This is a genomic window from Nonomuraea sp. NPDC001684 (assembly GCF_053596515.1).
On sequence record NZ_JBSFGJ010000150.1, the window covers coordinates 1 to 19825 of the forward strand.

Here is a 19825-nt window from a genome sequence, read left to right on the forward strand (position 1 = left end):
GCTCGGTGCTCACCGACTTCGGCATCGCCGCCGTGCGCGAGTCGACCAGCCTGACGGCGACCGGGTCGTTCATCGGCTCGCCCGAGTACATGGCGCCCGAGCGCATCAACGGGCACGAGGGTGACCCCGCCTCCGACCTGTGGTCGCTCGGCATGCTGCTGTACGTGGCCGTCGAGGGCCGCCACCCGCTGCGCAGGAGCACCACGCTGGCGACGCTGGCCGCCGTGCTCAACCAGGACGTGCCGCCGCCGGAGCGGGCCGGGCCGCTCGGTCCCGTGCTCGGCGCGCTGCTGCGCCGCGACCCGGCCGGCCGTCCCGACGCCGAGACCCTCGACCGCATGCTCGCCGCCGCCGCCGACCCCGGCTCGCCCCCGCCCGCCTACCCGCCCCCCGCCCCGGCCCCGTTCCACCATGGCCCGCCGGCTGGGGCCACCGTGCCGCCCGGGGCGCGGCAGGGGGCCACCGTGCCGCCCGGGGCGCCGCAGCCCTGGGGGCCGGAGCCGTCGTTCTCGCGGGCCGGCACCATGGCGTCGCGCCGCGCCCGCCGTTCGCCGGTCGCCGCCGTGACGGCCTCCGTGGGCGCGCTGGCGGTGACCGGCGTGCTGGTCTACACGCTGCTGCCCGGCGTGCGCGGCGCCGAGGAGCCGACCCAGCCGAACACGCCGCAGCTCACCCCGGTGGAGACCACCGACGTCGAGGAGCCGAAGGCGAGCGAGGAGCCGGAGCCGCAGCCGGAGAACCTGCTCACCGCCGACGGCATCCGCACCGCGATCAAGGCGCTCAAGCCGGTCATGGGCGGCACCAAGGTCGTCCGGATGGTCGTCTACCCGACGTACATCTCCGCCGAGGCCCCGGTCAAGGGCGACCCGGCCGTCTACGACCGCTACGCCTACCGCGACGGCAGGGCCACCCGCGAGGGCACCGGCTCCACCATCCGCACCCCGGTCGTCGACCTGGCCAAGTACAACTGGGACGCCCTGCCCGGCCTGCTCAAGAAGGCCCAGAGCGTCCTCGGCGTGCGCAAGCCCACCTCGCGCTACCTCATCGTCGATCCGAACTTCGTCTTCACCAGCACCAAGCAGGTGCTGCTCGTCTACATCAGCGACGCCTACCGCACCGGCTACCTGGTGGCCGACCCCCAGGGCAGGGTGCTCAAGACCTACCCCGCCTCCTGACCGGCCGCCCGGCTCAGCACCCGCCCTGGTAGCCGCTCTCCGGGATCAGCCGGCTCCACTCGTCCTGGCTGAGCGGCCCGCCCGCGCGGGCGCACACCTCCTGTGCCGTCAGCGCCGGGTCCACCGGGCTCTCGCGGACGCTGCCGTCCGCCGCCACGCCGCGCAGCCTGCGGCCGTCCTGGCTGAAGGCCAGGCCCTCGGCCCACGACCCGACCTGGCCGACCTCGCGCAGCGTGCCGGCGTCCCACAGGGAGGTGCGTTCCGCGTCGATCGCTAGCAGGTCGCCGCCGGGGGAGAAGCGCAGGTCGCGTACGGGGGCCGGGCCGGTCTCGACCGAGCCGGCCCGCTCGCGCCCGCGTACGTCCCACAGCTCGACGCGCCCGCCGCCGAGCCCGAGTGCCAGCGTGCGGCCGTCGGGGGAGAAGGCGAGCGCGGTGGGCCGGGCGGCGGCCGGGGCCAGTGGGGTGACCTCGCCGGTACGCAGGTCGAGCAGGTTCGTGCCGGAGGCGAGCGTCGAGCCGTCGGGGCTGAAGGCCATCGCCAGGTCGCCCGCGCCCTCGTAGGCCCTGATCCGGCGGCCGGCGCGCACGTCCCAGGTCTCCAGCAGCCGGCCGCGCGCGGTGGCCAGCGTGTCGCCGCCGGGGGACAGGGCCACGGCGGGCACGTCGCCGCCCGCGTCGATGACGGCGACCCTCCTGCCGCCCGACGCCTCCCAGACGGTGACCGGGTCGCCCGCCACGGCCAGCAGCCTGCCCGCCGCGTCGAAGGCCACGTCGCCGGTGGCGGCGATCTCGGCCAGCGGCTTGCGCGCCACCACGTCGGTGAGCCGGATGGCGTTCCCGACGTCCTTGGCCGCCACCCGGCCGTCGCTCGACAGCGCGGCGGTGCGGACGCCGGAGGAGGGCGCCGGCAGCCCGGAGACGTCGAGCGAGACGACCGAGCCCAGGCCGCTCAGGTAGCGCAGGGTCCGGCCGTCGGCGGAGAAGGCCAGGTCGCCGTGCTGGTCGCCGCGGAAGCGGTAGGCGCCGGCCAGCCGCCGCTCGGCCACGCTCCACAGGCGCACCTCGTCCCGGCCGGGGAGGGCGAGCAGGCTGCCGTCGGGGCTGAACACGGGCGTGCCGGCGGAGCCGTCCGCGGGCATCGCCGCGTCGCCCGCCTCCGCCGCGAACGCGGTGGCGGCGGTTCCGGTCGCGGCCTCCCGCGGCGGCCCGGCGCCGGGCGTGAGGAGGGTCACGCCGTCGCGGCCCGCGACGGCCAGGGTGCGGCCGTCGGGGCTGAACGACAGGGGCGGCGCCGACCGGTCCGGCCCGGTCTGCGGCCGGACGGTGAACTCCCGCTCCTTGGCCCGGCCAGGCAGCGACCAGAGCTCGACCCGCCCGTCCAGGTCGGAGACCGCGGCCCGGCTCCCGTCGCGGGACACCGCCACCCGGCGGTCGAGCACGTCGAGCAGCACCTCGGCGCCCCGGTAGACCCTGGTGCGGTTGCCGCTGGTGATCGTGTACGTCCCGGTCGCGGGGGCCCGGCCGGTGGCCACCTCGACGGGCTGCCCGCCGGGGCTCTCGGCGTACCGGCCGTCGTCGCTCAGCGCGGCGCTGCCCTCGGGGAGCGCGTGCGCGGCGAGCTGCCGGCCGCTGCGCACGTCCCAGACGGTCAGCGTGCGGTCGCGCCACCTGACCAGCTCGTCGCCGCGCAGCAGGTAGCCGGCCCGCTCGTCGGCCGCGGGGTCGGTGAACACGCCCAGCTCCGGCTGCGCCAGGGAGGCCTGCAACGCCACCCGCGCCTCGAACACCGGCGACAGCCGCCAGGCCGCCACGCTCAGCCGCATCGCCGTACGCGGGTCGGAGGAGCGCAGCGCCTCGGCGCGGGCGGCCACGGCCCGCGCGTTGGCCTCCAGGAGGTGTCCGCGCAGTTCCCGCTCGCCGTTGAGCGAGACGGCGGACATCGACACCGCGACGGCGAGGGCGGCGGCCAGGGTCGCCATCGAGGGCCGCAGCAGCCGCCTGCGCTGCTTGGACATGGCCACGCTCGCGCCGATGAAGTCGCGTTCGAGCTGGCTGAGCCGCAGGTGGCGGCGCTTGGCCGCGGCCCAGCCGAGCGCCGTGTCGAGCCGGTCGCCCCGGTAGAGGTACGTGTGCCCGCGCCGGTGGCGCGACCACCGGCCGGCCGCCAGGCGCAGCTCCCGGTGGACGGCCAGCCCGTCCCGCTCGTCGGCCACCCAGCCGCGCAGGCGAGGCCAGGCCCGGTAGAGCGCGGCGCTGGCCGGCGCCACCCGGTCGTCGCGCACCGCCACGAGCTTGCCGACCGCGGTCTCGGTCGGCGGCACCCGCACGCTGCGGCGTACGAGCAGCCCGGCGTCCATCAGCGGGGCCAGCACGCCGCCCTCGTCGTGCGGGTCGTCGCCGTCCATCAGGCGCAGCAGCAGGCCCGGCACCGCCTCCTGCTGGCGCGGCGTGAGCCCGGCGTAGACGCGCTCGGCCAGCTCGCCGAGCGACCGGTGCCCGGCCACGCCCGCCGGCGGGCGCAACGCGGCGGGGTCGGCCTCGACCAGCAGCTCGTCCGCCGCCGGGCGGGCGGCGGGGTCTTTGGCCAGCGCCCGCCCGACCAGCTCGCGCAGCCCGTCGGGCAGGGCGCTCAGGTCGGGATCGACGGTCAGCAGCCGGTGCAGCACCGCGCCGAGACTCCGCCCGGAGAACGGATCGCCGCCCGTGGCCGCGTAGAGCACCACGGCCCCCCAGGAGAAGACGTCCGTCGCCGTCTCGTGGCCGCTGCCGGTCAGGATCTCCGGGGCCAGGTACGTGCACGTCGCCCCCAGCGACCCGCCGACCGCCACCCCCATGTCGATCACCTTGGGGCCGCCCGCCGCCAGCAGCACGCTCTCCGGCCGCAGGTCGCGGTGCGTCAGCCCGGCCGCGTGCAGCGCGCGGAGCGCCCCGGCCAGCGCGGCCGCCAGCGCCGCCAGCTCCTCGCCCCGGTACGGCCCGTGCCGCTCGACCGCCTGCCGCAGGTCGGGCCCGTCGACGAACTCGCTCACCACGTAGGGGATGCCGTGATCGACCCCGGACGCGACCACCTCCGCCAGATGCGGGCAGCTCACCCGCGCGACCGGCTCGACCTCGACCCGGGGCACCTTCACCGCGTAGCGGCGGCCCTTGTCGTCGTAGGCGTCGTAGACCACCCCGCGCGCGCCCGCGCCGAGCCGGGCGGCCAGCCAGAAGCCGCCCAGCCTCTCGGGATCACCAGGCACCAAGCGCATCGTCACTGATGCTTAGATGCGCCGGACCGGCCGTTGGTTGTCGGTGAACGACCACAGGTCCCCCGCGCGCCTCGGGGGACCCATGCGTCATGATCATTATGCCAGGCTTCTGGATCTTGACTGCCACTCCGGCCGCAGCACCGACATCGTCACGGAGTCGTGCCACTCGCCCTCCCACAGCAAGGTGTCGCGCTGCACGCCCTCCTCCACGAACCCGATCTTCTTGTAGACGTGCCGCGCCCGGTCGTTGAAGGTGAAGACGCCGAGGCCGACGCGGTGCAGCGGCGTGGTGGCGAAGGCGTGGCCGAGGACCAGCTCGATCGCCTCGGTGCCGTAGCCCTTGCCGAAGACCCGGGCGCCGATCAGCGCGATCCGCAGGTTGCACGACAGGTTGTGCCGGTCGAGCTCGTTGAGCACGACCTCGCCGACGTACTCGCCGCCGGCCATGACGGCCAGGTCGAGCCGGTCGGCGTGCTCGCCTCTCGTGCTGTACCACTGGCGGGCCACCTCGTGGTCGACCTCGCCGTGCGAGCCCGTCAGCCGTTGCACCTCCGGATCGCTGATCAACGTGATCAGGCCCTCGACGTGCTCGGGACCGACCGGGAGCAACGTGACGCGCTCACCCGTCAAAGTGGGTTTCTCGGCGAACATCCCCTCTGGGTATCAGTCCTGCTCATCGGCGGGCAAACCCATTTTCCGCAGGGCCGCGTCGCGCACCTCCTCGGGGGTCAGCACGCCGACGTCGCACGTCAGGTCCGCCACCTGCTGGAAGTAGCCCTCCCGCCGGGCCCGCATCTCCGCCGGCTGGAACTCGGGACGGTGCGCGCCCGAGCTCATGCGCCGGGCCAGGACGGCGTCGGCGGCGTCCACCCAGACCACGAACGCCTCGCGCAGCGCCTCGCGCACCCGGGGGTCCTCCACGGTGCTGGCCGCCGCCGCGATCACCTTCGGCTCGCCCGCCAGCGCCGCCAGCACGTGCTCGGCCTCGTACCGGTGCAGCGCCTCGGCCCCTTCGCGGACGGCGATCTGCGCGGCCGTGCCGCCGTGCTCCTTCTCCAGGAACGGGTCGCTGTCGGTGAACGGCATCCCCAGCGCGGTGGCGAGGAGGCGGCCCGCGGTCGTCTTACCCGATCCCATCAGCCCGATCACCACGACTGGTTTGTTTTTCGACATGTGGATAGAGGTTCCTTCGTGTCAAGGAGGTAAATCTGATGACCATCGCCGGAAGCATCATCCTCATCATGCTCGGTGCGATCCTCACCTGGGCCGTCGAGTTCGACCTCGCCGGTCTCGACATCAACGTCGTCGGCGTCATCCTCATGCTCGGTGGCCTGGCGGGGCTGCTGTTCGGCATCTACCGGATCAGCGTCACCCGCAGGGCGGTCGGCCCGATCGACGAGCCGGTGCACCGGCACGAGATCTACGAGGAGCCGGAGACCCGCAGGACCACGGTGTACGAGGAGCGCCGCCACTACGACGAGCCGCCGCTGTAGGAGGTGAATCGACATGCCAGCCGTTGACGAGCTGCCGTCGACCATCAAGCGTTCGCCGAAGAAGGCACAGAACACGTGGATCAAGGCGCACGACTCCGCCGTGAAGGAGTACGGAGAGGGACGGCGCGCGCACATGACCGCTTTCGCCGCACTCAAGCACTCCTTCGAGAAGGTCGGGGACCACTGGGAGCCCAAGGGGCAGAAGGGACCGTCCGACAAGGGCGCGACCGACCGCTCCGGCAGGACCCAGGAGGGCGTGGACGCCAACGCCAGCAAGGAGCACTTGCAGGGCGTGGCGTCCAGGCTCGGGGTGCGCGGCCGATCCAGGATGACCAAGAAGGAGCTGGTGGACGCCATCAAGAAGGCCAACAGGAAGGCCACGGCGAAAGCCCGCTAGTTCCCTCACAACAACCGCTTGACCGCCTCGGCAATCGCGTGGCGGTCTATGCGGGCGTCCGCGAGCTGTTCCTCAGGCGTCGCCGACCCGGGCAACCCGGTCACGGCGAGCTTCACCACCCGCGGGCCGAGCTCGCTGACGGCGTCCAGCACGGCGTCGCCGAGACCGCCCTCCAGCCGGTGATCCTCGACCGTGATCAGGTTGCCCGTCGTCGTGGCGGCCTCCACCAGCACCGCCGCGTCCACCGGCTTGACCGAGTACAGGTCGATCACGCCGACCGGGAGGCCGGCCGCCGTCAGCTCGTCGGCCGCCGCCAGCGCCTCGTGGACCGTGATCCCGGCCGCCACGATCGTGGCCCGGTCGTCGGGCGAGCGCCGCAGCACCCGCGAGCCGCCCACCGGGAAACGTTCGCCGGGCGGGTAGATGACCGGCGTCTCGCCGCGGGTGGTGCGCAGGTAGGACACCCCTGACACGTCCGCCATCTCGACGGTCAGCGCCGCCGCCTGGTTGGCGTCGCACGGGTACAGCACCGTGCTGCCGTACACCGCCCGCATCATGGCCAGGTCCTCCAGGCCCATCTGCGAGGGGCCGTCCTCGCCGATCGAGACGCCGGCGTGCGAGCCGACCAGCCGGATCGACGCCTGGCTCACGCCGGCCATCCTGATGAAGTCGTGCGCCCTGGTCAGGAACGCCGCGAAGGTGGCCGCGTACGGGGTCCAGCCGCGCACCGACAGGCCGACGGCCGCCGCCACGAGCTGCTGCTCGGCGATGTACATCTCGAAGAAGCGCTCGGGGAACGCCTGGCCGAACTCCTCGGTCTTGGTCGAGTCGGCCACCTCGCCGTCCAGCGCCACCACGTCGCCGCGGGCCGCGCCGAGCGCCGTCAGCGCCGCGCCGAACGCCGCCCTGGTCGCCGCCCTCGCGCCGACCTCGTACTCCGGCAACGTCGCCGGGCGCGGATCGAAGTGGAACGGCTCGGCCTCGCCCTCCGGCCGGTGCACGTCCACATGGACGCTGCGCGGCCCGCCCAGCTCGTCGATGGCCTTGTCGGGGTCCTTGAGCGCCTTGCCGTGCGCGCCCTCCCGGTTCTCGACCTCGACGACGCCCTCGCCCTTGCGCGTCTTGGCCAGGATCACGGTGGGACGCCGGCGGGTGTTGCAGGCGTCCCCCAGCGCGAAGTCGATCTGGCCGGGGTCGTGGCCGTCGATCTCGATCGTGTGCCAGCCGAAGGCGCCGAACCGGCGCGCGTACGCCCCCGTGTCCCATCCGTGCCGGGTCGGGCCGCGCTGACCCAGCCGGTTCACGTCCACGATCACGACCAGGTTGGCCAGCCCCTCGGCCCCGGCGTGCTCGGCCGCCTCCCAGATGGACCCCTCGGCCAGCTCACTGTCACCGCACAGCACCCACACCCGGTACGGCAGCCGTTCCAGCCGTCCCGCCATGGCCACGCCCACGCCCACCGGCAGCCCCTGACCGAGCGAGCCGGTCGCGACGTCCACCCAGGGCAGCCGGGGGGTGGGGTGCCCCTCCAGCCGGCTGCCCCGGCGCCGGAACGACAGCAGCTCCTCGTCGTCGATGACCTTCGCCGCCTTGTAGAGCGAGTAGAGAAGGGGGGAGGCGTGGCCCTTGGAGAAGATCAGGTGGTCGTTGCCGGGGTTGTCGGGGCGGTCGAAGTCGTACCTGAGGTGGCAGGAGAACAGCACGGCCATCAGGTCCGCGGCCGACATGGACGAGGTGGGGTGCCCGGAACCGGCCGCCGCGGCGGCGCGCACGGAGTCGACGCGCAGCTGCGCGGCCAGTTCGGTCAAGTACTGGAGATCGCGTTCAGGCATCAAGACCCTCCTCGTGAGTTTCACGCCGCCTACCCCCTGCGCGGCGCTTAACTCGGGCCTGACGTCAGCTGACCCCATTTGTCGGCAGTTGAAACCTCCCTCGCCTGGGCGGTTCGCGGGCGGCGTCAGGCGTCGAAGCGGCGGCGGGCGGCCTCGATGTCGCCGAGGTGGCGCTGCGTCCACGCGCACATCGCGTCGACCGTCGCGCGCAGGGCCCGCCCCGGCTCGGTGAGCGTGTACTCCACCCGCGGCGGCACGGTCGGATACACCGTCCGCTCGACCAGCCCGTTGCGCTCCAGCATGCGCAGGTTCTGGGTGAGCATCTTGTGGCTGATGCCCTCGACCTGGTCGCGCAGCTCGCCGAACCGCAGGGTGCCCTCGCCGATGGCCTCGATGATCAGGAACGCCCACTTGTTGGCGACGTCCGTGAAGATCTCCCGCGCCAGGGAGTCGGCCCGCCTCAGGTCCGCCGCGCCGTCCGAGCCCTTGAACTGCTTGGTCACCATGAGGTTCCCCAGTCACTGAAAAGTGCGTTCTTCCACGTCAGCAGACACTCTCCTACAGTTCCTCAGTAACCACAAGAGAGTCTTGGGGGCCGTACGTGCGTTCCGGCCCCCCTGTCAGGAGGCGCTCGCCATGCCCGTCACCCTGCTGAACCCCGAGGGCCTGCCCGAGATCGACGTCTACCACCAGACGGCGGTCGCGTCGGGAACGAGGCTGATCTTCGTCGCCGGCCAGGTCTCCTGGGACGCCGAGGGCACGACCGTCGGCGCGGGCGACCTCGCCGCGCAGGTCGAACAGTGCTACCTCAACGTCGCCACCGCCGTCGCCGGGGCCGGCGGGTCGTTCGACGACGTGGCGAAGCTGACCGTCCACGTCGTGGACTGGACCCCCGACAAGATGCCCGCGCTCCTGGACGGGATCTCCCGGGCGAAGGCGAAACTGGGCACGACGGCGACCCCACCGGCGACCCTGCTGGGCGTCGCGGCCCTGTTCGTCCCGGACCACCTGGTCGAGGTAGAAGCCACCGCGATCCTCGCGTAAGGGACGCGCGACGTACTGAGAGCAACTGAGAAACGTCGTTGAAACCCCACTTCTCAGTTGTGCTCAGTTGAGCAGGGGATGGGACGCGACAGGACGGCCCCTGAAGTGGGGTGTTCGGCTTTGAGGTGGGGACTGGGGGGTTGGGGTGTTGGTTATGCCGGGTCACTTGGTAGAGGTTCGAACCGTTGTGATCCTCGCGTAAGGGACGCGCGACGTACTGAGAGCAACTGAGAAACGTCGTCGAAACCCCACTTCTCAGTTGTGCTCAGTTGAGCAAGGGCACGATGCGACAACGCGATCTTCGGAGTCGCGGTGATGCCCTCGAATGGGGATCGGCGCGCGCATGCCTGTCTGATCTGCCAAGTCCAAGTGGATGGGGAGGCGGGCCGGCAGGTCGAATCCTCGTCCCCTGGCGGGGCCGGCGACGGCGGCTGACAGTAGTGTCTGAGGCATGCCTGACGTGATCACGGTTCACCCCGCGCAACCCGGCGACGGGGACGTCCTCGGCGAGATCCACGCCCTGTCCTGGGGCGTCTCGCACGGCCCGCTGTGTGCGCCGAAGGTCGCCGCGGCCGGGATCGAGGAGCGGCGCGGCAAGTGGCACGGCATCCTGGCCGAGGGCGGAGACCCGATCCTGCTGGCGCGCCTGAACGAGCGGCCCGGGGCCTTCGCCCGGTTCGGGGCTTCCACTTCCCGTCCCGGCTCCGCGGAGATTCATACCTTCTTCGCCCATCCGGACGTCTGGGGCAGCGGCATCGCCGGCGTTCTGCTGACGGCCGTCCTGGACGCGGCACGCGACGCCGGGTACGACGACGTGCACCTGTGGACGATCCGGGACTCGGCCCAGGCCCGCCGCTTCTACGCCAAGAACGGCTTCACCGAGACCGGCAGGACCCACGACCACGAGTTCGAGGAGGGGCCTGCGCTGGCTTTGATCGAGCTGGAGCGAGCCTTGCCGGGGCGCTGAGCCGAACTGCCTTGACCCTCGGGCCCTCCGGAGCCGAGTGCTGCGACTCTGAAGATCGCAGTGGTTGGTGATGCTCCCGTTGCCCAACTAGTGATCTTTGGGACGGCTGGTGGGGGTGAGCAGGTCCGCTGCCAGGTCGGGCGCTGGCGAATGGCCGATACCTCGGTAGGGAAGCCGTCTTGGGACCCGGTCCGGGACGGCTTCCGTTGCCCAGCCGGTGATCTCTGGGACGGCTGGTGGAGGATGAGCAGGTCCGCTGCCAGGTCGGACGGTAGGGGGATGGCCGGTACATCGGCAGGGGACACTTCGCTGCGCCCCTGGCCCGGGGTGGGTTCCCGCGGCCCAGCCGGTAGCCGGGTGCCGGGCGGGTGACCATGGCGAGCGGAGCGAGCATCCGGGTGGGCTCCCGCGGCCCACCCGGTAACCAGGTGCCGGGCGGGGGGCCAGAGAAAGGCCCTCGGTCAGCGAGCGAGCCGGCGGGCCACCGTGACCGCCGCGGCCACACCCCCCACAGCCGCCATCACCGCCCGCCGGTGCTGGGAGAGCCACACCTGCGGGCTGTGACCGTGGGAGCGCCGGTCGAACGTGCCGTGCGCCCCGTAGTCCTTGTCCTCGTCGGCCGGCTCCCAGAGGTTCGACACCCCGCTCGGCTGCTTCTCGTCCGTCTGCTGGGACTGGATGCCGGTCCTGGCCAGGTACCGGTCCACCAGGGCGGGGGCGACGCGCTGCGCCATGAGGGTGGCCGCGGTGCTGGCGCCCACCCAGTATTCCTTGCGTCCGGGGTGCTCGGCGGCGTACACGATGGCGCGCGCCGCGACCTCCGGCTGGTAGATCGGGGGTACGGGCTGGGGGTGCCGCCGCAGCTTGGACAGGACCCACTCGAACTGAGGGGTGTTGACCGCGGGGAGCTGGACCAGCGTGACGTCGATGCCGCTCCGGTCGGCCAGGAGCTCGGTGCGCAGCGACTCGGTGAAGCCCTTGATGGCGTGCTTGGCCCCGCAGTACGCCGACTGGAGGGGGATGCCGCGATGGCTCAGGGCCGAGCCGACCTGGACGATGGTCCCGGCGTTGCGAGGGCCCATGAGGTCGAGGGCGACCTTGGTTCCCCACACATAACCGAGGTACGTCACCGAAGTGGTACGAGCGTACTCATCTGGCGAAATATCGGTGAACTTGGCGAAGACTGAGGAAAAGGCGGTGTTGATCCAGGTCGAGATCGGTCCCATCTCCGCCTCGACGCGCTCCGCCGCCGCCTTCACCTGCTCATAGTCGGCCACGTCCGCCTCGTAGACCTTCGCGTCCCCGCCCGCGGTTCCCACGTCCACGGCGGCCGCGCCCAGGCCCGCCGTGCCGCGGGCGATCAGGGCCACCCGAGCGCCGCGAGCGCCCAGCTCGCGCACCACCGCCCGCCCGACCCCGCCGCTCGCGCCCGTCACCACTACCACGCGTCCTCGAAGGGATGCCATGTCGGTTGTCAGCCTGCCTCTCCCGTGTTTCGGTCCTTCTGCCGCCGGATCGCCAGGGCGATGTCGACGATCGTGATGATGAACAGCACGATCGCGATCCCTGCCATCACCGGCGCGCCTGCTATGAGTCCCAGCACCGTGAACGCGAAGAGGAACACCAGAATGAACGATCCCACCCTGATGTGCACCACGTCGCGCGGTGTGGCGGGCACCATGGGGTGGCCCTTCCGGTCACCCTCTTCGTGCCATCTACCGTCATCCGTGTTCTCAGGCATGCCGCTCACCTGCCCGTCCTGTTTGTTGCCTAACGTGCTGGGTAGCCGCCCTGCGTGCCCGAGCTACATCCCAGTGACCAGAGTGAGCCGGGGATCGTCCGGCGCCGTCGCGGGCGCGGGTTCAGCTACGAAGGACCGGACGGGCGGCCGGTGCGCGACAAGGCGACGCTGGAGCGCATCAGGTCGCTCGTCATCCCCCCGGCGTGGAAGGACGTCTGGATCTGCCCCTCCCCGTACGGCCACCTCCAGGCCGTCGGCGTGGACGTGGCCGGACGCCGGCAGTACCGCTACCACGACCTCTGGCGCGAGCAGCAGGACAAGGCGAAGTTCGACCACGTGCTGGAGGTGGCCGAGCGCCTGCCCGCGTTCCGCAAGGCCGTGGACGACCGTCTCAAGGGCCGCGGCCTGACCCGGGACCGGGTGCTGGCCGCCGCCGCCCGCCTGCTGGACGTCGGCTTCTTCAGGATCGGCGGCGAGAGCTACGACACCTACGGTCTGGCCACCCTGCGGATGGACCACGTGACCTGTAGCAACGGCGTCGTGACCTGCGCCTACCAGGCCAAGGGGGACATCTCCCGCGAGGTCGTGGTGGCCGATCCCGGAGCCTGCACGGTGCTGCGTTCGCTCAAGGCGCTCGGCGCGGAGGGCGAGCTGCTCCGCTACCGCCGCCCGGAAGGCGGCTGGGGCGACGTCAGGAGCGAGGAGATCAACGACTACCTGCGCGAACTGGTCGGCTGCGAGGTCACCGCCAAGGACTTCCGCACCTGGCACGCGACCGTCCTGGCCGCCGTGGGCCTGGCGGTCTCCAAGCACGCGCCGGGGAACGGCACCGCCAGGAAGCGGGCGGTGACCCGGGTGATGCGGGAGGTGGCCGAGTATCTGGGCAACACGCCGACCGTGGCGCGGGCGTCGTACGTGGACCCGCGGGTGGTGGAGGCGTACGACCAGGACAGGACGATCGCCGCGGCCCTCACCGAACTCGGAGCGGACGCCGATTACGGGCAGCTCGCCACCCACGGGACGGTGGAACAGGCCGTTATAGACCTTATTCGCGCCGTTTGAGCCGTTAATCCCCGGGCATGCGGCGACAATAGAAGGAGGCAAGCGATGGAAGCTCCGCAGTACGTCGCGGCCCGCGTCCAACAGGCGCTGGCCGAGGACGGACGCACGAACGAGCTGGGCATCCGGGTCGACGTCCGCGGCGACCAGTTGTTCCTGCGTGGTCAGGTGAGCGGAGCCGAGCAGCGCGACAGGCTCGGCCAGGTGGCGCGGGAGATCGCGCCCCAGCTGCACCTGCACAACGAGATACGCGTGGTCGACGTCTCGGTGCTGGGGGAGGATGAGCATCTTGACTGACCTGCGAATAGCGGCGGTGGGCGACATCCACCTGGGCGAGGACGTCAGAGGCCAGTACCGGCGCAGGCTTGAGGGCATCGAGGAACGTGCCGACGTGTTCATGGTCGCGGGAGACCTCACCCGGCACGGCACGCTGGAGGAGGGCCGGGTGGTGGCCGACGAGCTGCGCGACCTGCCGATCCCCACCGTGGCGGTCCTGGGCAACCACGACTACCACTCCGACCTGCAGTACGAGATCGCCGCCGAGCTGCGCGACGCCGGCGTCATCGTGCTCGACGACGACGGCGCGGTGATCCACTGTGGTGACCGGAAGCTGGGCGTGGTCGGCGGCAAGGGGTTCGGCGGCGGGTTCGCCGGCAAGAGCGCCAGCGAGTTCGGCGAGCGCGAGATCAAGAACTTCATCTCCCACACGCGCTACATCGCCGAGGCGTGGAAGGTCGCGCTCAAGGAGCTCGTGGCCGACCAGCGCGTGGTGCTGTCCCACTACTCACCGATCAAGGAGACGCTGGAGGGCGAACCGCTGGAGATCTACCCCTTCCTCGGCAGCTACCTGCTGGCCGAGGCGGTGGACACGGCGGGCGCCGACCTGATCCTGCACGGGCACGCCCACAAGGGCACGGAGAAGGGCATGACATCGGGCGGCATCCGGGTGCGCAACGTCGCCCTGCCCGTCCTCGGCAGGGCGTACGGCGTCTACTGCCTGGAGGAGCCGGGCAACGACTACGACGACTGACCCCGCAGGAGGCGTCACAACACGCGTGCGGCGATCACGCACACGTCGTCGGTGGAGTCGTCGGCGCCGAGCCGCCGCAACAGGCAGTCGATCATCTGCTCGGGATCGTCCCCCACGCACGAGCGCGAGGCCCGCAGGAGCGCGGCCATGCCGACGTCCAGGTCCTGCCCGCGCCGCTCCACGACGCCGTCGGTGTACAGGACCAGGGTGTCGCCGGGTTCGAGCTGGGTGACGGTCATGTCGTACTCGGCCGCGTCGAAGGCCCCCAGCAGCGTGCCGGTGACCCCGTCGATGGCCTGCCCGTGCCCGTCCCTGATGAGGACGGGCGCGAGGTGCCCGGCGTTGGTCCAGGCGAACGTGCGGCGCTCGGGGTCGAAGTGGCCGATGATCGCGGTTCCGGTGACGGTGACGTCCTCGTTGGAGTGCACGATGAGGTCGTTCAGCCAGGTGGCGAGCTGACCGGCGGGAGCGCCGGTGTACGCCAGGCCGGCCAGCCCCGAGCGCATCTGCAGCATGATGCTCGCGGCGGTCAGGCCGTGGCCCATGGCGTCGCCGATGGCCAGCAGCACGCGGCCGTCGGTGATCAGCCGGGCCTTGAACCAGTCGCCGCCGAGCCGGGCCAGGTCCTCGCTGGGCAGGTAGCGCACGCCGACGGCGAGCCCCGGCAGCGGGATGAGGCCCCGGCGGATCGGCAGGATCGTGTTCTGCAACTGGACGGTGATCCGGTGCTCCTGCTCGGCCCGTTCCTTCTCCTTGGTCGCCTGCTCGTGCGCCACGGCCAGCGCGCGTTCCCTGCGCCGGTTCTTGGTGACGTCCTGGACCAGGCAGCGGACCTTGACCGGCACGCCGTCCCCGTCGAGGATCGGCTCGCTGTAGACGCACAGGTGGCGTACGCCGTGCCGGTGCTGGATGCGGAACTCGTTCTCCACGGCCTCGCGGAACTCCAGCAGCGTGCGGATCTGCTCGTCCATGACGGGGAGGTCCTCGGCGACCACCACGGCGGGCAGCTCCTCCAGGGGCATCGGGCCGTCGGCGCGGGCGCGGCCGAACATCTCGTACATCTGGGGCGTCCACAGGGTGCGCTCGGTCGCCAGGTTCCACTCGCCCCAGCCCAGTTCGGCCAGGCGCTGGGCGCGTTCCCAGCCGGAGACCAGTAGCTCCTCGTCGTCGAGGATGCGCCAGCTCACCAGCAGGCCCTCGTCCACGCGCGCGGCGCGCACGGCCAGGGTCGCCGGCCACAGCCGGTAGTCCATGGCCTCGACGAACTCCAACGGCATGTGGTGCAGGGACTCGCCCGACTCGTACACGGCGATGTAGTCGTCCAGCAGGCCCGAACTGGCCACGCCGGGGCTGACCGACAGCAGGCGGCGCCCGGCCAGGTCGTCGGCCGTGCGCCCGGCGGGGGTCCTGGCGTGCTTGTTCGCGGCCAGGACGAGGAAGTCCACGACGCGGCCCGCGTCGTCGTGGACGGGGGTGAGGAAGAGGGCCGAGGCGTGCACGCCCGCCAGCATGCCGCGTACCCACTCGGGCACCTCGGGCCGTTCGAGCACCTGCTCGGACGGCCGTTCGATGCCCTTCGCGACCTCGGTCAGGTCCAGACCGCTGTGCTGGGCCATCCTGGCGAGTTGCTCGGCGGCCTCGCCTGGGCGGATGTTGAGCCGGGTGGCCAGGCGGGCCGTGGCCTCGTCGAGGATGGCCTGGGTACGCAGGTGGCGGCGTACGTGAACAAGTTGCTCACGGACCCGTGCCGAAGCCGCGTTCATCTCGTAGCGGTTGAACGGCGGAAATCTGCTCACTCGCTCCCCATGCCCGATCAATCGGGATTGAGGGCTGGTGGTGCTGATGTTTCGGCAAAACTAGGTGGTCCGCTGGGCCGTTCTCGAGGTTCGGCCCAGCGGGTTGTCACGGACGGAGTGCGGGGCGGCGTGCGCCCTACACATTGAAGATGCTGACCCCGCCCGGGCCCACGAGGAAGCCGAGGACGATGAGCACGATCCCCCAGAGGAGGTCGCGACGGGCCAGAATCACGTAGATCCCGGAGATGACGAGGATTACGGCGATGATCCAAAGCAAAGTAGCCATGTGACTGCAACTGCCCTCACGCGCGACTCAGTAACATGTTTTCCTCCGCCGTAACGGGCAGGTGCTGATTCATGACGACATTCGGCTATTTCTTGTCGTGTGAGGAACACGGACCCAAAGAACTGGTACGTCAGGCCAAAGCCGCCGAACGCGCCGGTTTCGCGGCTCTGTGGATCTCCGACCACTTCCACCCCTGGCTGGACGAGCAGGGCCAGGCGCCCTTCGTCTGGTCCGTGATCGGCGCGCTGGCCGAGGCGACCTCCCTGCCCATCACCACCGCCGTCACCTGCCCCCTCATCCGTACGCACCCGGTCGTCGTCGCGCAGGCCGCCGCCACCACCGGGGCGCTCACCGGCGGACGTTTCCGGCTCGGCGTGGGCACCGGCGAGGCGCTGAACGAGCACGTCGTCGAGTCGCGCTGGCCCCCGCTCAGCGAACGCCTGGAGATGCTCGAAGAGGCCGTCGGGCTGATGCGCGAGTTGTTCACCGGCAGGCTGGTGACCCACCGGGGCGCCCACTACCGCGTGGACACGGCCCGGCTCTACACGCTCCCCGACGAGCCGGTGCCGCTGCCGCGCCACTTCGAGCAGCTCGCCGAGTCGGTCACCGAGGACGAGGCCGTGGGCGGCAGCCCGGTCGGCCCCGACCCCGGGGTCCACGCGCGGGCGCTCAAGGAGTACGTGGACGCGGGGTTCGACGAGGTCTACGTCAACCAGATCGGCACGGAGCAGGACGCGTTCTTCGACTTCTACGAACGCGAGGTGCTCCCGAGAGTGCGCTGACAGCTAGTCGGCCGACTTCATCAGCTTGGCGTACCCGAGCTGCAGCCAGTCGGAGATGGCCACCGCGGTCATCGTGGCGCCGACGAGCCTGGTCACCCTGGGGGCGAAGACCAGGCCGACGGCGTACGCGGTGGCCGCCCACTGGGCCAGGCAGAACGGGCAGGCCAGCAGCTCGCCCATCGGCCCGCGCGGCTCCTCCTGGACCTCCGACGGGCCGCCCTGGCCCTCGTACCTGGTGAAGGGCGCCCGCAGCGGGCTCATGACCGGGTCCTTGGCCAGGCGCCGGGAGACCTTGTGCGTGCAGGCCGCCATGAGCGCGAGGTCGAGGACGCCGACCCGCTCGGGCAGCTTCCGCTTGGTGAGCACCGCGGCCGCCGCCGCCGCGGCCACCCCTGCGCCGTACGTGGCGAGGATGCCCAGGTAGCCGCCCAGTGGACGATCATGCCCGTTGCCGTAGGCCCGTTCCGTCTTCTCCAGCATCTCGGTCATGGGGTGTGGCGCTACCCTCAACCCTTGCCTCTACGCGCCGTCCCCCGGGCCGTCTCTTGGGCCGTTCCCGACGTCTACATGACGATCGTGAGGGTAGCCCGGAACCATGAGCAGCCATGGTCATGCGGTCACTGACGCCATCCTTGACACGTTGAAGCGCGCCAGCTCCGGGCTGAAGGACGCCGGGGTGAAGTTCGCGCTGGCCGGCGGCTGCGCGGCCTACGCCAGAGGCGCCGCCCCCTCCTTGCACGACGTGGACTTCGTGCTCACCGAGCACGACGTGCCCGCCGCCCTGGAAGCCCTGCGCGGGCTGGGCTTCGAGACCGCCAAACCGCCGGAGGACTGGCTGGTCAAGGCGTACGACGAGGGCCGGCTGGTCGATCTGATCTTCCGGGTCTCCGACCACGAGATCACCGAGGAGCTGCTGGACCGGGCCGAGCCGTTGAAGGCGTCGGCGGTGATCGTGCCCGTGCTGGAGGCCACCGACCTGGTCATCTCGTGGCTGCTGCCGCTGTCGGAGCACGCCTGCGACTACGGCTCCCTGCTGGCCCAGGTGCGGGCGCTGCGCGAGCAGGTGGACTGGTCGCGGGTGGTGGCGGTGACGGCGGACTCGCCGTACGCGACGACGTTCGTGACGCTGCTGGAGCGGCTGGGCGTGCTGAGCGAGCCGGTGGTGGCCAGCGGCGAGAGCCGGTGGCCCTGACCCGCCAGCCCTGACCCGGCAGCCCTGAGGAGGGTGGCCAGGAACGGGCGGAGGGCCGCGCCCCGATCGGACGCGGCCCTCCCTCTAGGGCAGACTGCGAGGGTCACCCGCCGTAGCGGCCGTAGTAGTCACCCAGCCGCGTGCGGTACTCGGGCTCCTTGTACCTGCCCTCGTCGAACTCGGGCGCGTCCTTGATCTCGGCCTTGGTGCGCGCGACGTGCACGTTGCGCTCCTGAGGGTCGATGCGCGTGACGACCTGCGCCGGCAGCATGACCTTCTTGCCGAAGATCCAGGGACCGGTGTCGACGATGATGTAGCTCTCGCCGACCTCGTACGTCGCCTCGTCGACGGACCCGATCTTCCCGTCGGTCGCCTGGACGTGGTACCCCACGAGATCCAGACTCTGACCGCGGTCATAGACGTCAGGACGATAGTTCCAGAGCTCCATCGGGCTCTCTTCCTCTCTTCTTCCGTCTTTTCTCGGGCAAGACCTCCGCTACCCGGACAGAGTCCGGTAAACCCCCAACAAAGCGTCGGTGGCGGCGGCTACGATCCGCGTCACGGACTGGAAAGGGGGCCGGATGACCGTCGGCGAGGCGCAGGAGTGGGCCCCTCCGGGCGTCGACGTCACGCGTCCCAGCGTGGCCCGCGTGCACGACTGCCTGCTCGGCGGCGTGGAGAACTTCTCCGTCGACCGCTCGGTGGCGCGCCGGCTCAAGGACGCCGTGCCCGAGGTGGTCGACCTCGTCTGGTGCAACCGGGCCTTCATCGGCCGGATCGTCGACTTCCTCGTCCGTGAGGCGGGCATCAGGCAGATCATCGACCTCGGCGCCGGGCTGCCGACCATCGAGAACACGCACGAGGTCGCCCAGTTCGCCGACCCTCGTACCAGGGTCGTCTACGTGGACATCGACCCCATGGTCGAGCCGCACGCCCGCGCCATCCTGAGCGGCAACCCCGGCGCCACCGCGATCACCGCCGACGCCCGCGACGTCGACGCCGTGCTCGGTCATCCCGAGCTGGGCCGCCTGATCGACCTCGACCAGCCCACGGCCCTGCTGGCCATCGGGCTGCTGCACCTGTTCCCCGACGCCGACGACCCCCACGGCCTGGTCCGGCGGTACGTCGCAGAACTCGCCCCCGGCAGCCACCTGGCCGTCTCCAACATGCTCGCCTCCGGCAACCCCAAGGCCAAGGCCCTGGAGGCGCTGCTCCAGGCCACCATGGGCACCGGCCACTTCCGCGAGCGCGCGGCGATCGAGGCGTACTTCGCCGGGCTCGTGCTGGTCGAGCCCGGGGTGGTGCACTTCCCCGAATGGCACCCCGACGAGCGGCTGCCCGGCCCGCTGGCCCCCTGGGAAGAGCTGCTGCTGGGCGGCGTGGCCCGCAAGCCGTGAAACCCGGGTGCCTTCGCGGCGGACGGACGGCTAGGGTGACGCCCATGCCGCGTCGATTCCTCGTCTGCTCCCCGCCGCCGGCCCTCTAGCGGGCGGCGGCGTTTCAGGATTCTCCGGGTCTGACCGATCCGGGGGTGGTTGCTGCCCGCATACGGGCCCATTCCAACCACTCCATCCGGAGAACTCCTGTCATGACCTCTGTCTCCGCCCGCCGTGGCGCCGTCTACGTCTCCGTGGCCGCCACGGCCTGGGGCACCGGCGGCGCCGCCGGCGCGCTGCTGTTCGATGGCCGCCCCGGACTCCACGCTGCGCGTGGCGACCTTCGTGCTGGAGCTCAAGACCGTCAAGGACGCCCTGGTGGCGGCGCACGACCGGCAGGTG

22 protein-coding genes are annotated in these 19825 nt (G+C 71.5%); 11 read left to right on the forward strand and 11 right to left on the reverse strand.

The window, feature by feature from the left end:
• Positions 1-1175 (forward strand): serine/threonine protein kinase (locus tag ACWCSD_RS25000; protein ID WP_449918284.1); only part of this gene is annotated, 1175 nt, incomplete at its 5' end.
• 13 nt (positions 1176-1188) lie between these two features.
• Here ACWCSD_RS25000 and ACWCSD_RS25005 read toward each other — a convergent pair.
• From ACWCSD_RS25005 to ACWCSD_RS25015, 3 genes are all read right to left on the reverse strand, one after another.
• Positions 1189-4428 (reverse strand): protein kinase domain-containing protein, encoded by a 3240-nt coding sequence (locus tag ACWCSD_RS25005; protein ID WP_449918287.1) that lies wholly within the window; start codon positions 4426-4428, stop codon positions 1189-1191.
• Positions 4429-4524: 96 nt separating this feature from the next.
• Positions 4525-5079: a GNAT family N-acetyltransferase gene (locus ACWCSD_RS25010; RefSeq protein ID WP_397166131.1), complete on the reverse strand. Its 555-nt coding sequence runs from the start codon at positions 5077-5079 to the stop codon at positions 4525-4527.
• 12 nt (positions 5080-5091) lie between these two features.
• Complete coding sequence (locus ACWCSD_RS25015) at positions 5092-5601, reverse strand: shikimate kinase (RefSeq protein WP_397166129.1); 510 nt, start codon at positions 5599-5601, stop codon at positions 5092-5094.
• A gap of 38 nt (positions 5602-5639) precedes the next feature.
• Here ACWCSD_RS25015 and ACWCSD_RS25020 point away from each other — a divergent pair, with 38 nt between their 5' ends.
• Together ACWCSD_RS25020 and ACWCSD_RS25025 are read left to right on the forward strand one after the other, a co-directional pair.
• Positions 5640-5921, forward strand: coding sequence for a hypothetical protein (locus ACWCSD_RS25020; RefSeq protein WP_352319513.1), 282 nt, complete (start codon positions 5640-5642; stop codon positions 5919-5921).
• 13 nt (positions 5922-5934) lie between these two features.
• Entirely contained in the window at positions 5935-6318 is a 384-nt protein-coding gene (locus ACWCSD_RS25025) for a ChaB family protein (protein WP_364330157.1), read from the forward strand.
• A gap of 5 nt (positions 6319-6323) precedes the next feature.
• On the opposite strand, the gene ACWCSD_RS25030 is transcribed toward ACWCSD_RS25025, so the two are convergent.
• Together ACWCSD_RS25030 and ACWCSD_RS25035 are read right to left on the reverse strand one after the other, a co-directional pair.
• A complete protein-coding gene (locus ACWCSD_RS25030; protein WP_449918291.1) occupies positions 6324-8150 on the reverse strand; it encodes a transketolase in 1827 nt (608 codons plus the stop codon).
• Between the two features lie 125 nt (positions 8151-8275).
• Positions 8276-8656 (reverse strand): winged helix-turn-helix transcriptional regulator, encoded by a 381-nt coding sequence (locus tag ACWCSD_RS25035; RefSeq protein ID WP_358288320.1) that lies wholly within the window; start codon positions 8654-8656, stop codon positions 8276-8278.
• A 130-nt stretch (positions 8657-8786) separates the two neighbouring features.
• Here ACWCSD_RS25035 and ACWCSD_RS25040 point away from each other — a divergent pair, with 130 nt between their 5' ends.
• Both ACWCSD_RS25040 and ACWCSD_RS25045 read left to right on the forward strand, forming a co-directional pair.
• Positions 8787-9194, forward strand: coding sequence for a RidA family protein (locus ACWCSD_RS25040; protein ID WP_449918294.1), 408 nt, complete (start codon positions 8787-8789; stop codon positions 9192-9194).
• A 451-nt stretch (positions 9195-9645) separates the two neighbouring features.
• Entirely contained in the window at positions 9646-10161 is a 516-nt protein-coding gene (locus ACWCSD_RS25045) for a GNAT family N-acetyltransferase (RefSeq protein WP_397166121.1), read from the forward strand.
• A 461-nt stretch (positions 10162-10622) separates the two neighbouring features.
• Here the strand turns inward: ACWCSD_RS25045 and ACWCSD_RS25050 are convergent, their stop codons facing one another.
• Positions 10623-11627 (reverse strand): SDR family oxidoreductase, encoded by a 1005-nt coding sequence (locus tag ACWCSD_RS25050; protein WP_387670872.1) that lies wholly within the window; start codon positions 11625-11627, stop codon positions 10623-10625.
• 8 nt (positions 11628-11635) lie between these two features.
• Complete coding sequence (locus ACWCSD_RS25055) at positions 11636-11902, reverse strand: DUF805 domain-containing protein (RefSeq protein WP_352319527.1); 267 nt, start codon at positions 11900-11902, stop codon at positions 11636-11638.
• Positions 11903-11956: 54 nt separating this feature from the next.
• Between ACWCSD_RS25055 and ACWCSD_RS25060 the strand changes: the two genes are divergently transcribed.
• From ACWCSD_RS25060 to ACWCSD_RS25070, 3 genes are read left to right on the forward strand one after another with little or no spacing between them, the layout of a single operon-like run.
• Positions 11957-12964, forward strand: a complete 1008-nt coding sequence (locus tag ACWCSD_RS25060; RefSeq protein WP_449918298.1) for a DNA topoisomerase IB — start codon at positions 11957-11959, stop codon at positions 12962-12964.
• A 45-nt stretch (positions 12965-13009) separates the two neighbouring features.
• Positions 13010-13258, forward strand: coding sequence for a BON domain-containing protein (locus tag ACWCSD_RS25065; RefSeq protein WP_352352068.1), 249 nt, complete (start codon positions 13010-13012; stop codon positions 13256-13258).
• The gene (locus ACWCSD_RS25070; RefSeq protein WP_397166117.1) at positions 13242-13991 is read left to right on the forward strand and encodes a metallophosphoesterase family protein; all 750 of its coding nucleotides are present in this window, start codon (positions 13242-13244) and stop codon (positions 13989-13991) included. The genes ACWCSD_RS25065 and ACWCSD_RS25070 overlap by 17 nt, the downstream gene beginning before the upstream one ends.
• A 14-nt stretch (positions 13992-14005) precedes the next feature.
• Here the strand turns inward: ACWCSD_RS25070 and ACWCSD_RS25075 are convergent, their stop codons facing one another.
• Both ACWCSD_RS25075 and ACWCSD_RS25080 read right to left on the reverse strand, forming a co-directional pair.
• Positions 14006-15787, reverse strand: coding sequence for a PP2C family protein-serine/threonine phosphatase (locus ACWCSD_RS25075; RefSeq protein WP_397166115.1), 1782 nt, complete (start codon positions 15785-15787; stop codon positions 14006-14008).
• 136 nt (positions 15788-15923) lie between these two features.
• Positions 15924-16073, reverse strand: coding sequence for a GPGG-motif small membrane protein (locus tag ACWCSD_RS25080; RefSeq protein ID WP_165959640.1), 150 nt, complete (start codon positions 16071-16073; stop codon positions 15924-15926).
• 71 nt (positions 16074-16144) lie between these two features.
• On the opposite strand from ACWCSD_RS25080, the gene ACWCSD_RS25085 reads away from it, so the two are divergent.
• Positions 16145-16855 (forward strand): TIGR03557 family F420-dependent LLM class oxidoreductase, encoded by a 711-nt coding sequence (locus ACWCSD_RS25085; protein WP_449918303.1) that lies wholly within the window; start codon positions 16145-16147, stop codon positions 16853-16855.
• 3 nt (positions 16856-16858) lie between these two features.
• On the opposite strand, the gene ACWCSD_RS25090 is transcribed toward ACWCSD_RS25085, so the two are convergent.
• Positions 16859-17344, reverse strand: coding sequence for a DUF1360 domain-containing protein (locus ACWCSD_RS25090; protein WP_397166112.1), 486 nt, complete (start codon positions 17342-17344; stop codon positions 16859-16861).
• A 151-nt stretch (positions 17345-17495) separates the two neighbouring features.
• On the opposite strand from ACWCSD_RS25090, the gene ACWCSD_RS25095 reads away from it, so the two are divergent.
• Positions 17496-18047, forward strand: a complete 552-nt coding sequence (locus ACWCSD_RS25095) for a nucleotidyltransferase (RefSeq protein ID WP_397166111.1) — start codon at positions 17496-17498, stop codon at positions 18045-18047.
• A gap of 103 nt (positions 18048-18150) precedes the next feature.
• Here ACWCSD_RS25095 and ACWCSD_RS25100 read toward each other — a convergent pair whose 3' ends face one another.
• Positions 18151-18438, reverse strand: a complete 288-nt coding sequence (locus ACWCSD_RS25100; protein ID WP_352352063.1) for a PRC-barrel domain containing protein — start codon at positions 18436-18438, stop codon at positions 18151-18153.
• Positions 18439-18628: 190 nt separating this feature from the next.
• Between ACWCSD_RS25100 and ACWCSD_RS25105 the strand changes: the two genes are divergently transcribed.
• Positions 18629-19444, forward strand: coding sequence for an SAM-dependent methyltransferase (locus ACWCSD_RS25105; RefSeq protein ID WP_449918307.1), 816 nt, complete (start codon positions 18629-18631; stop codon positions 19442-19444).
• Positions 19445-19825 lie beyond the last annotated feature (381 nt).

What these genes read in the sequence shown, in the direction of transcription:
- ACWCSD_RS25005 (WP_449918287.1), bottom strand. Translation starts at nt 4,428, where the DNA reads ATGCGCTTGGTGCCTGGTGATCCCGAGAGGCTGGGCGGCTTCTGGCTG.
- ACWCSD_RS25010 (WP_397166131.1), bottom strand. Translation starts at nt 5,079, where the DNA reads ATGTTCGCCGAGAAACCCACTTTGACGGGTGAGCGCGTCACGTTGCTC.
- ACWCSD_RS25015 (WP_397166129.1), bottom strand. Translation starts at nt 5,601, where the DNA reads ATGTCGAAAAACAAACCAGTCGTGGTGATCGGGCTGATGGGATCGGGT.
- ACWCSD_RS25020 (WP_352319513.1), top strand. Translation starts at nt 5,640, where the DNA reads ATGACCATCGCCGGAAGCATCATCCTCATCATGCTCGGTGCGATCCTC.
- ACWCSD_RS25025 (WP_364330157.1), top strand. Translation starts at nt 5,935, where the DNA reads ATGCCAGCCGTTGACGAGCTGCCGTCGACCATCAAGCGTTCGCCGAAG.
- ACWCSD_RS25030 (WP_449918291.1), bottom strand. Translation starts at nt 8,150, where the DNA reads ATGCCTGAACGCGATCTCCAGTACTTGACCGAACTGGCCGCGCAGCTG.
- ACWCSD_RS25035 (WP_358288320.1), bottom strand. Translation starts at nt 8,656, where the DNA reads ATGGTGACCAAGCAGTTCAAGGGCTCGGACGGCGCGGCGGACCTGAGG.
- ACWCSD_RS25040 (WP_449918294.1), top strand. Translation starts at nt 8,787, where the DNA reads ATGCCCGTCACCCTGCTGAACCCCGAGGGCCTGCCCGAGATCGACGTC.
- ACWCSD_RS25045 (WP_397166121.1), top strand. Translation starts at nt 9,646, where the DNA reads ATGCCTGACGTGATCACGGTTCACCCCGCGCAACCCGGCGACGGGGAC.
- ACWCSD_RS25050 (WP_387670872.1), bottom strand. Translation starts at nt 11,627, where the DNA reads ATGGCATCCCTTCGAGGACGCGTGGTAGTGGTGACGGGCGCGAGCGGC.
- ACWCSD_RS25055 (WP_352319527.1), bottom strand. Translation starts at nt 11,902, where the DNA reads ATGCCTGAGAACACGGATGACGGTAGATGGCACGAAGAGGGTGACCGG.
- ACWCSD_RS25065 (WP_352352068.1), top strand. Translation starts at nt 13,010, where the DNA reads ATGGAAGCTCCGCAGTACGTCGCGGCCCGCGTCCAACAGGCGCTGGCC.
- ACWCSD_RS25070 (WP_397166117.1), top strand. Translation starts at nt 13,242, where the DNA reads ATGAGCATCTTGACTGACCTGCGAATAGCGGCGGTGGGCGACATCCAC.
- ACWCSD_RS25080 (WP_165959640.1), bottom strand. Translation starts at nt 16,073, where the DNA reads ATGGCTACTTTGCTTTGGATCATCGCCGTAATCCTCGTCATCTCCGGG.
- ACWCSD_RS25085 (WP_449918303.1), top strand. Translation starts at nt 16,145, where the DNA reads ATGACGACATTCGGCTATTTCTTGTCGTGTGAGGAACACGGACCCAAA.
- ACWCSD_RS25090 (WP_397166112.1), bottom strand. Translation starts at nt 17,344, where the DNA reads ATGACCGAGATGCTGGAGAAGACGGAACGGGCCTACGGCAACGGGCAT.
- ACWCSD_RS25105 (WP_449918307.1), top strand. Translation starts at nt 18,629, where the DNA reads ATGACCGTCGGCGAGGCGCAGGAGTGGGCCCCTCCGGGCGTCGACGTC.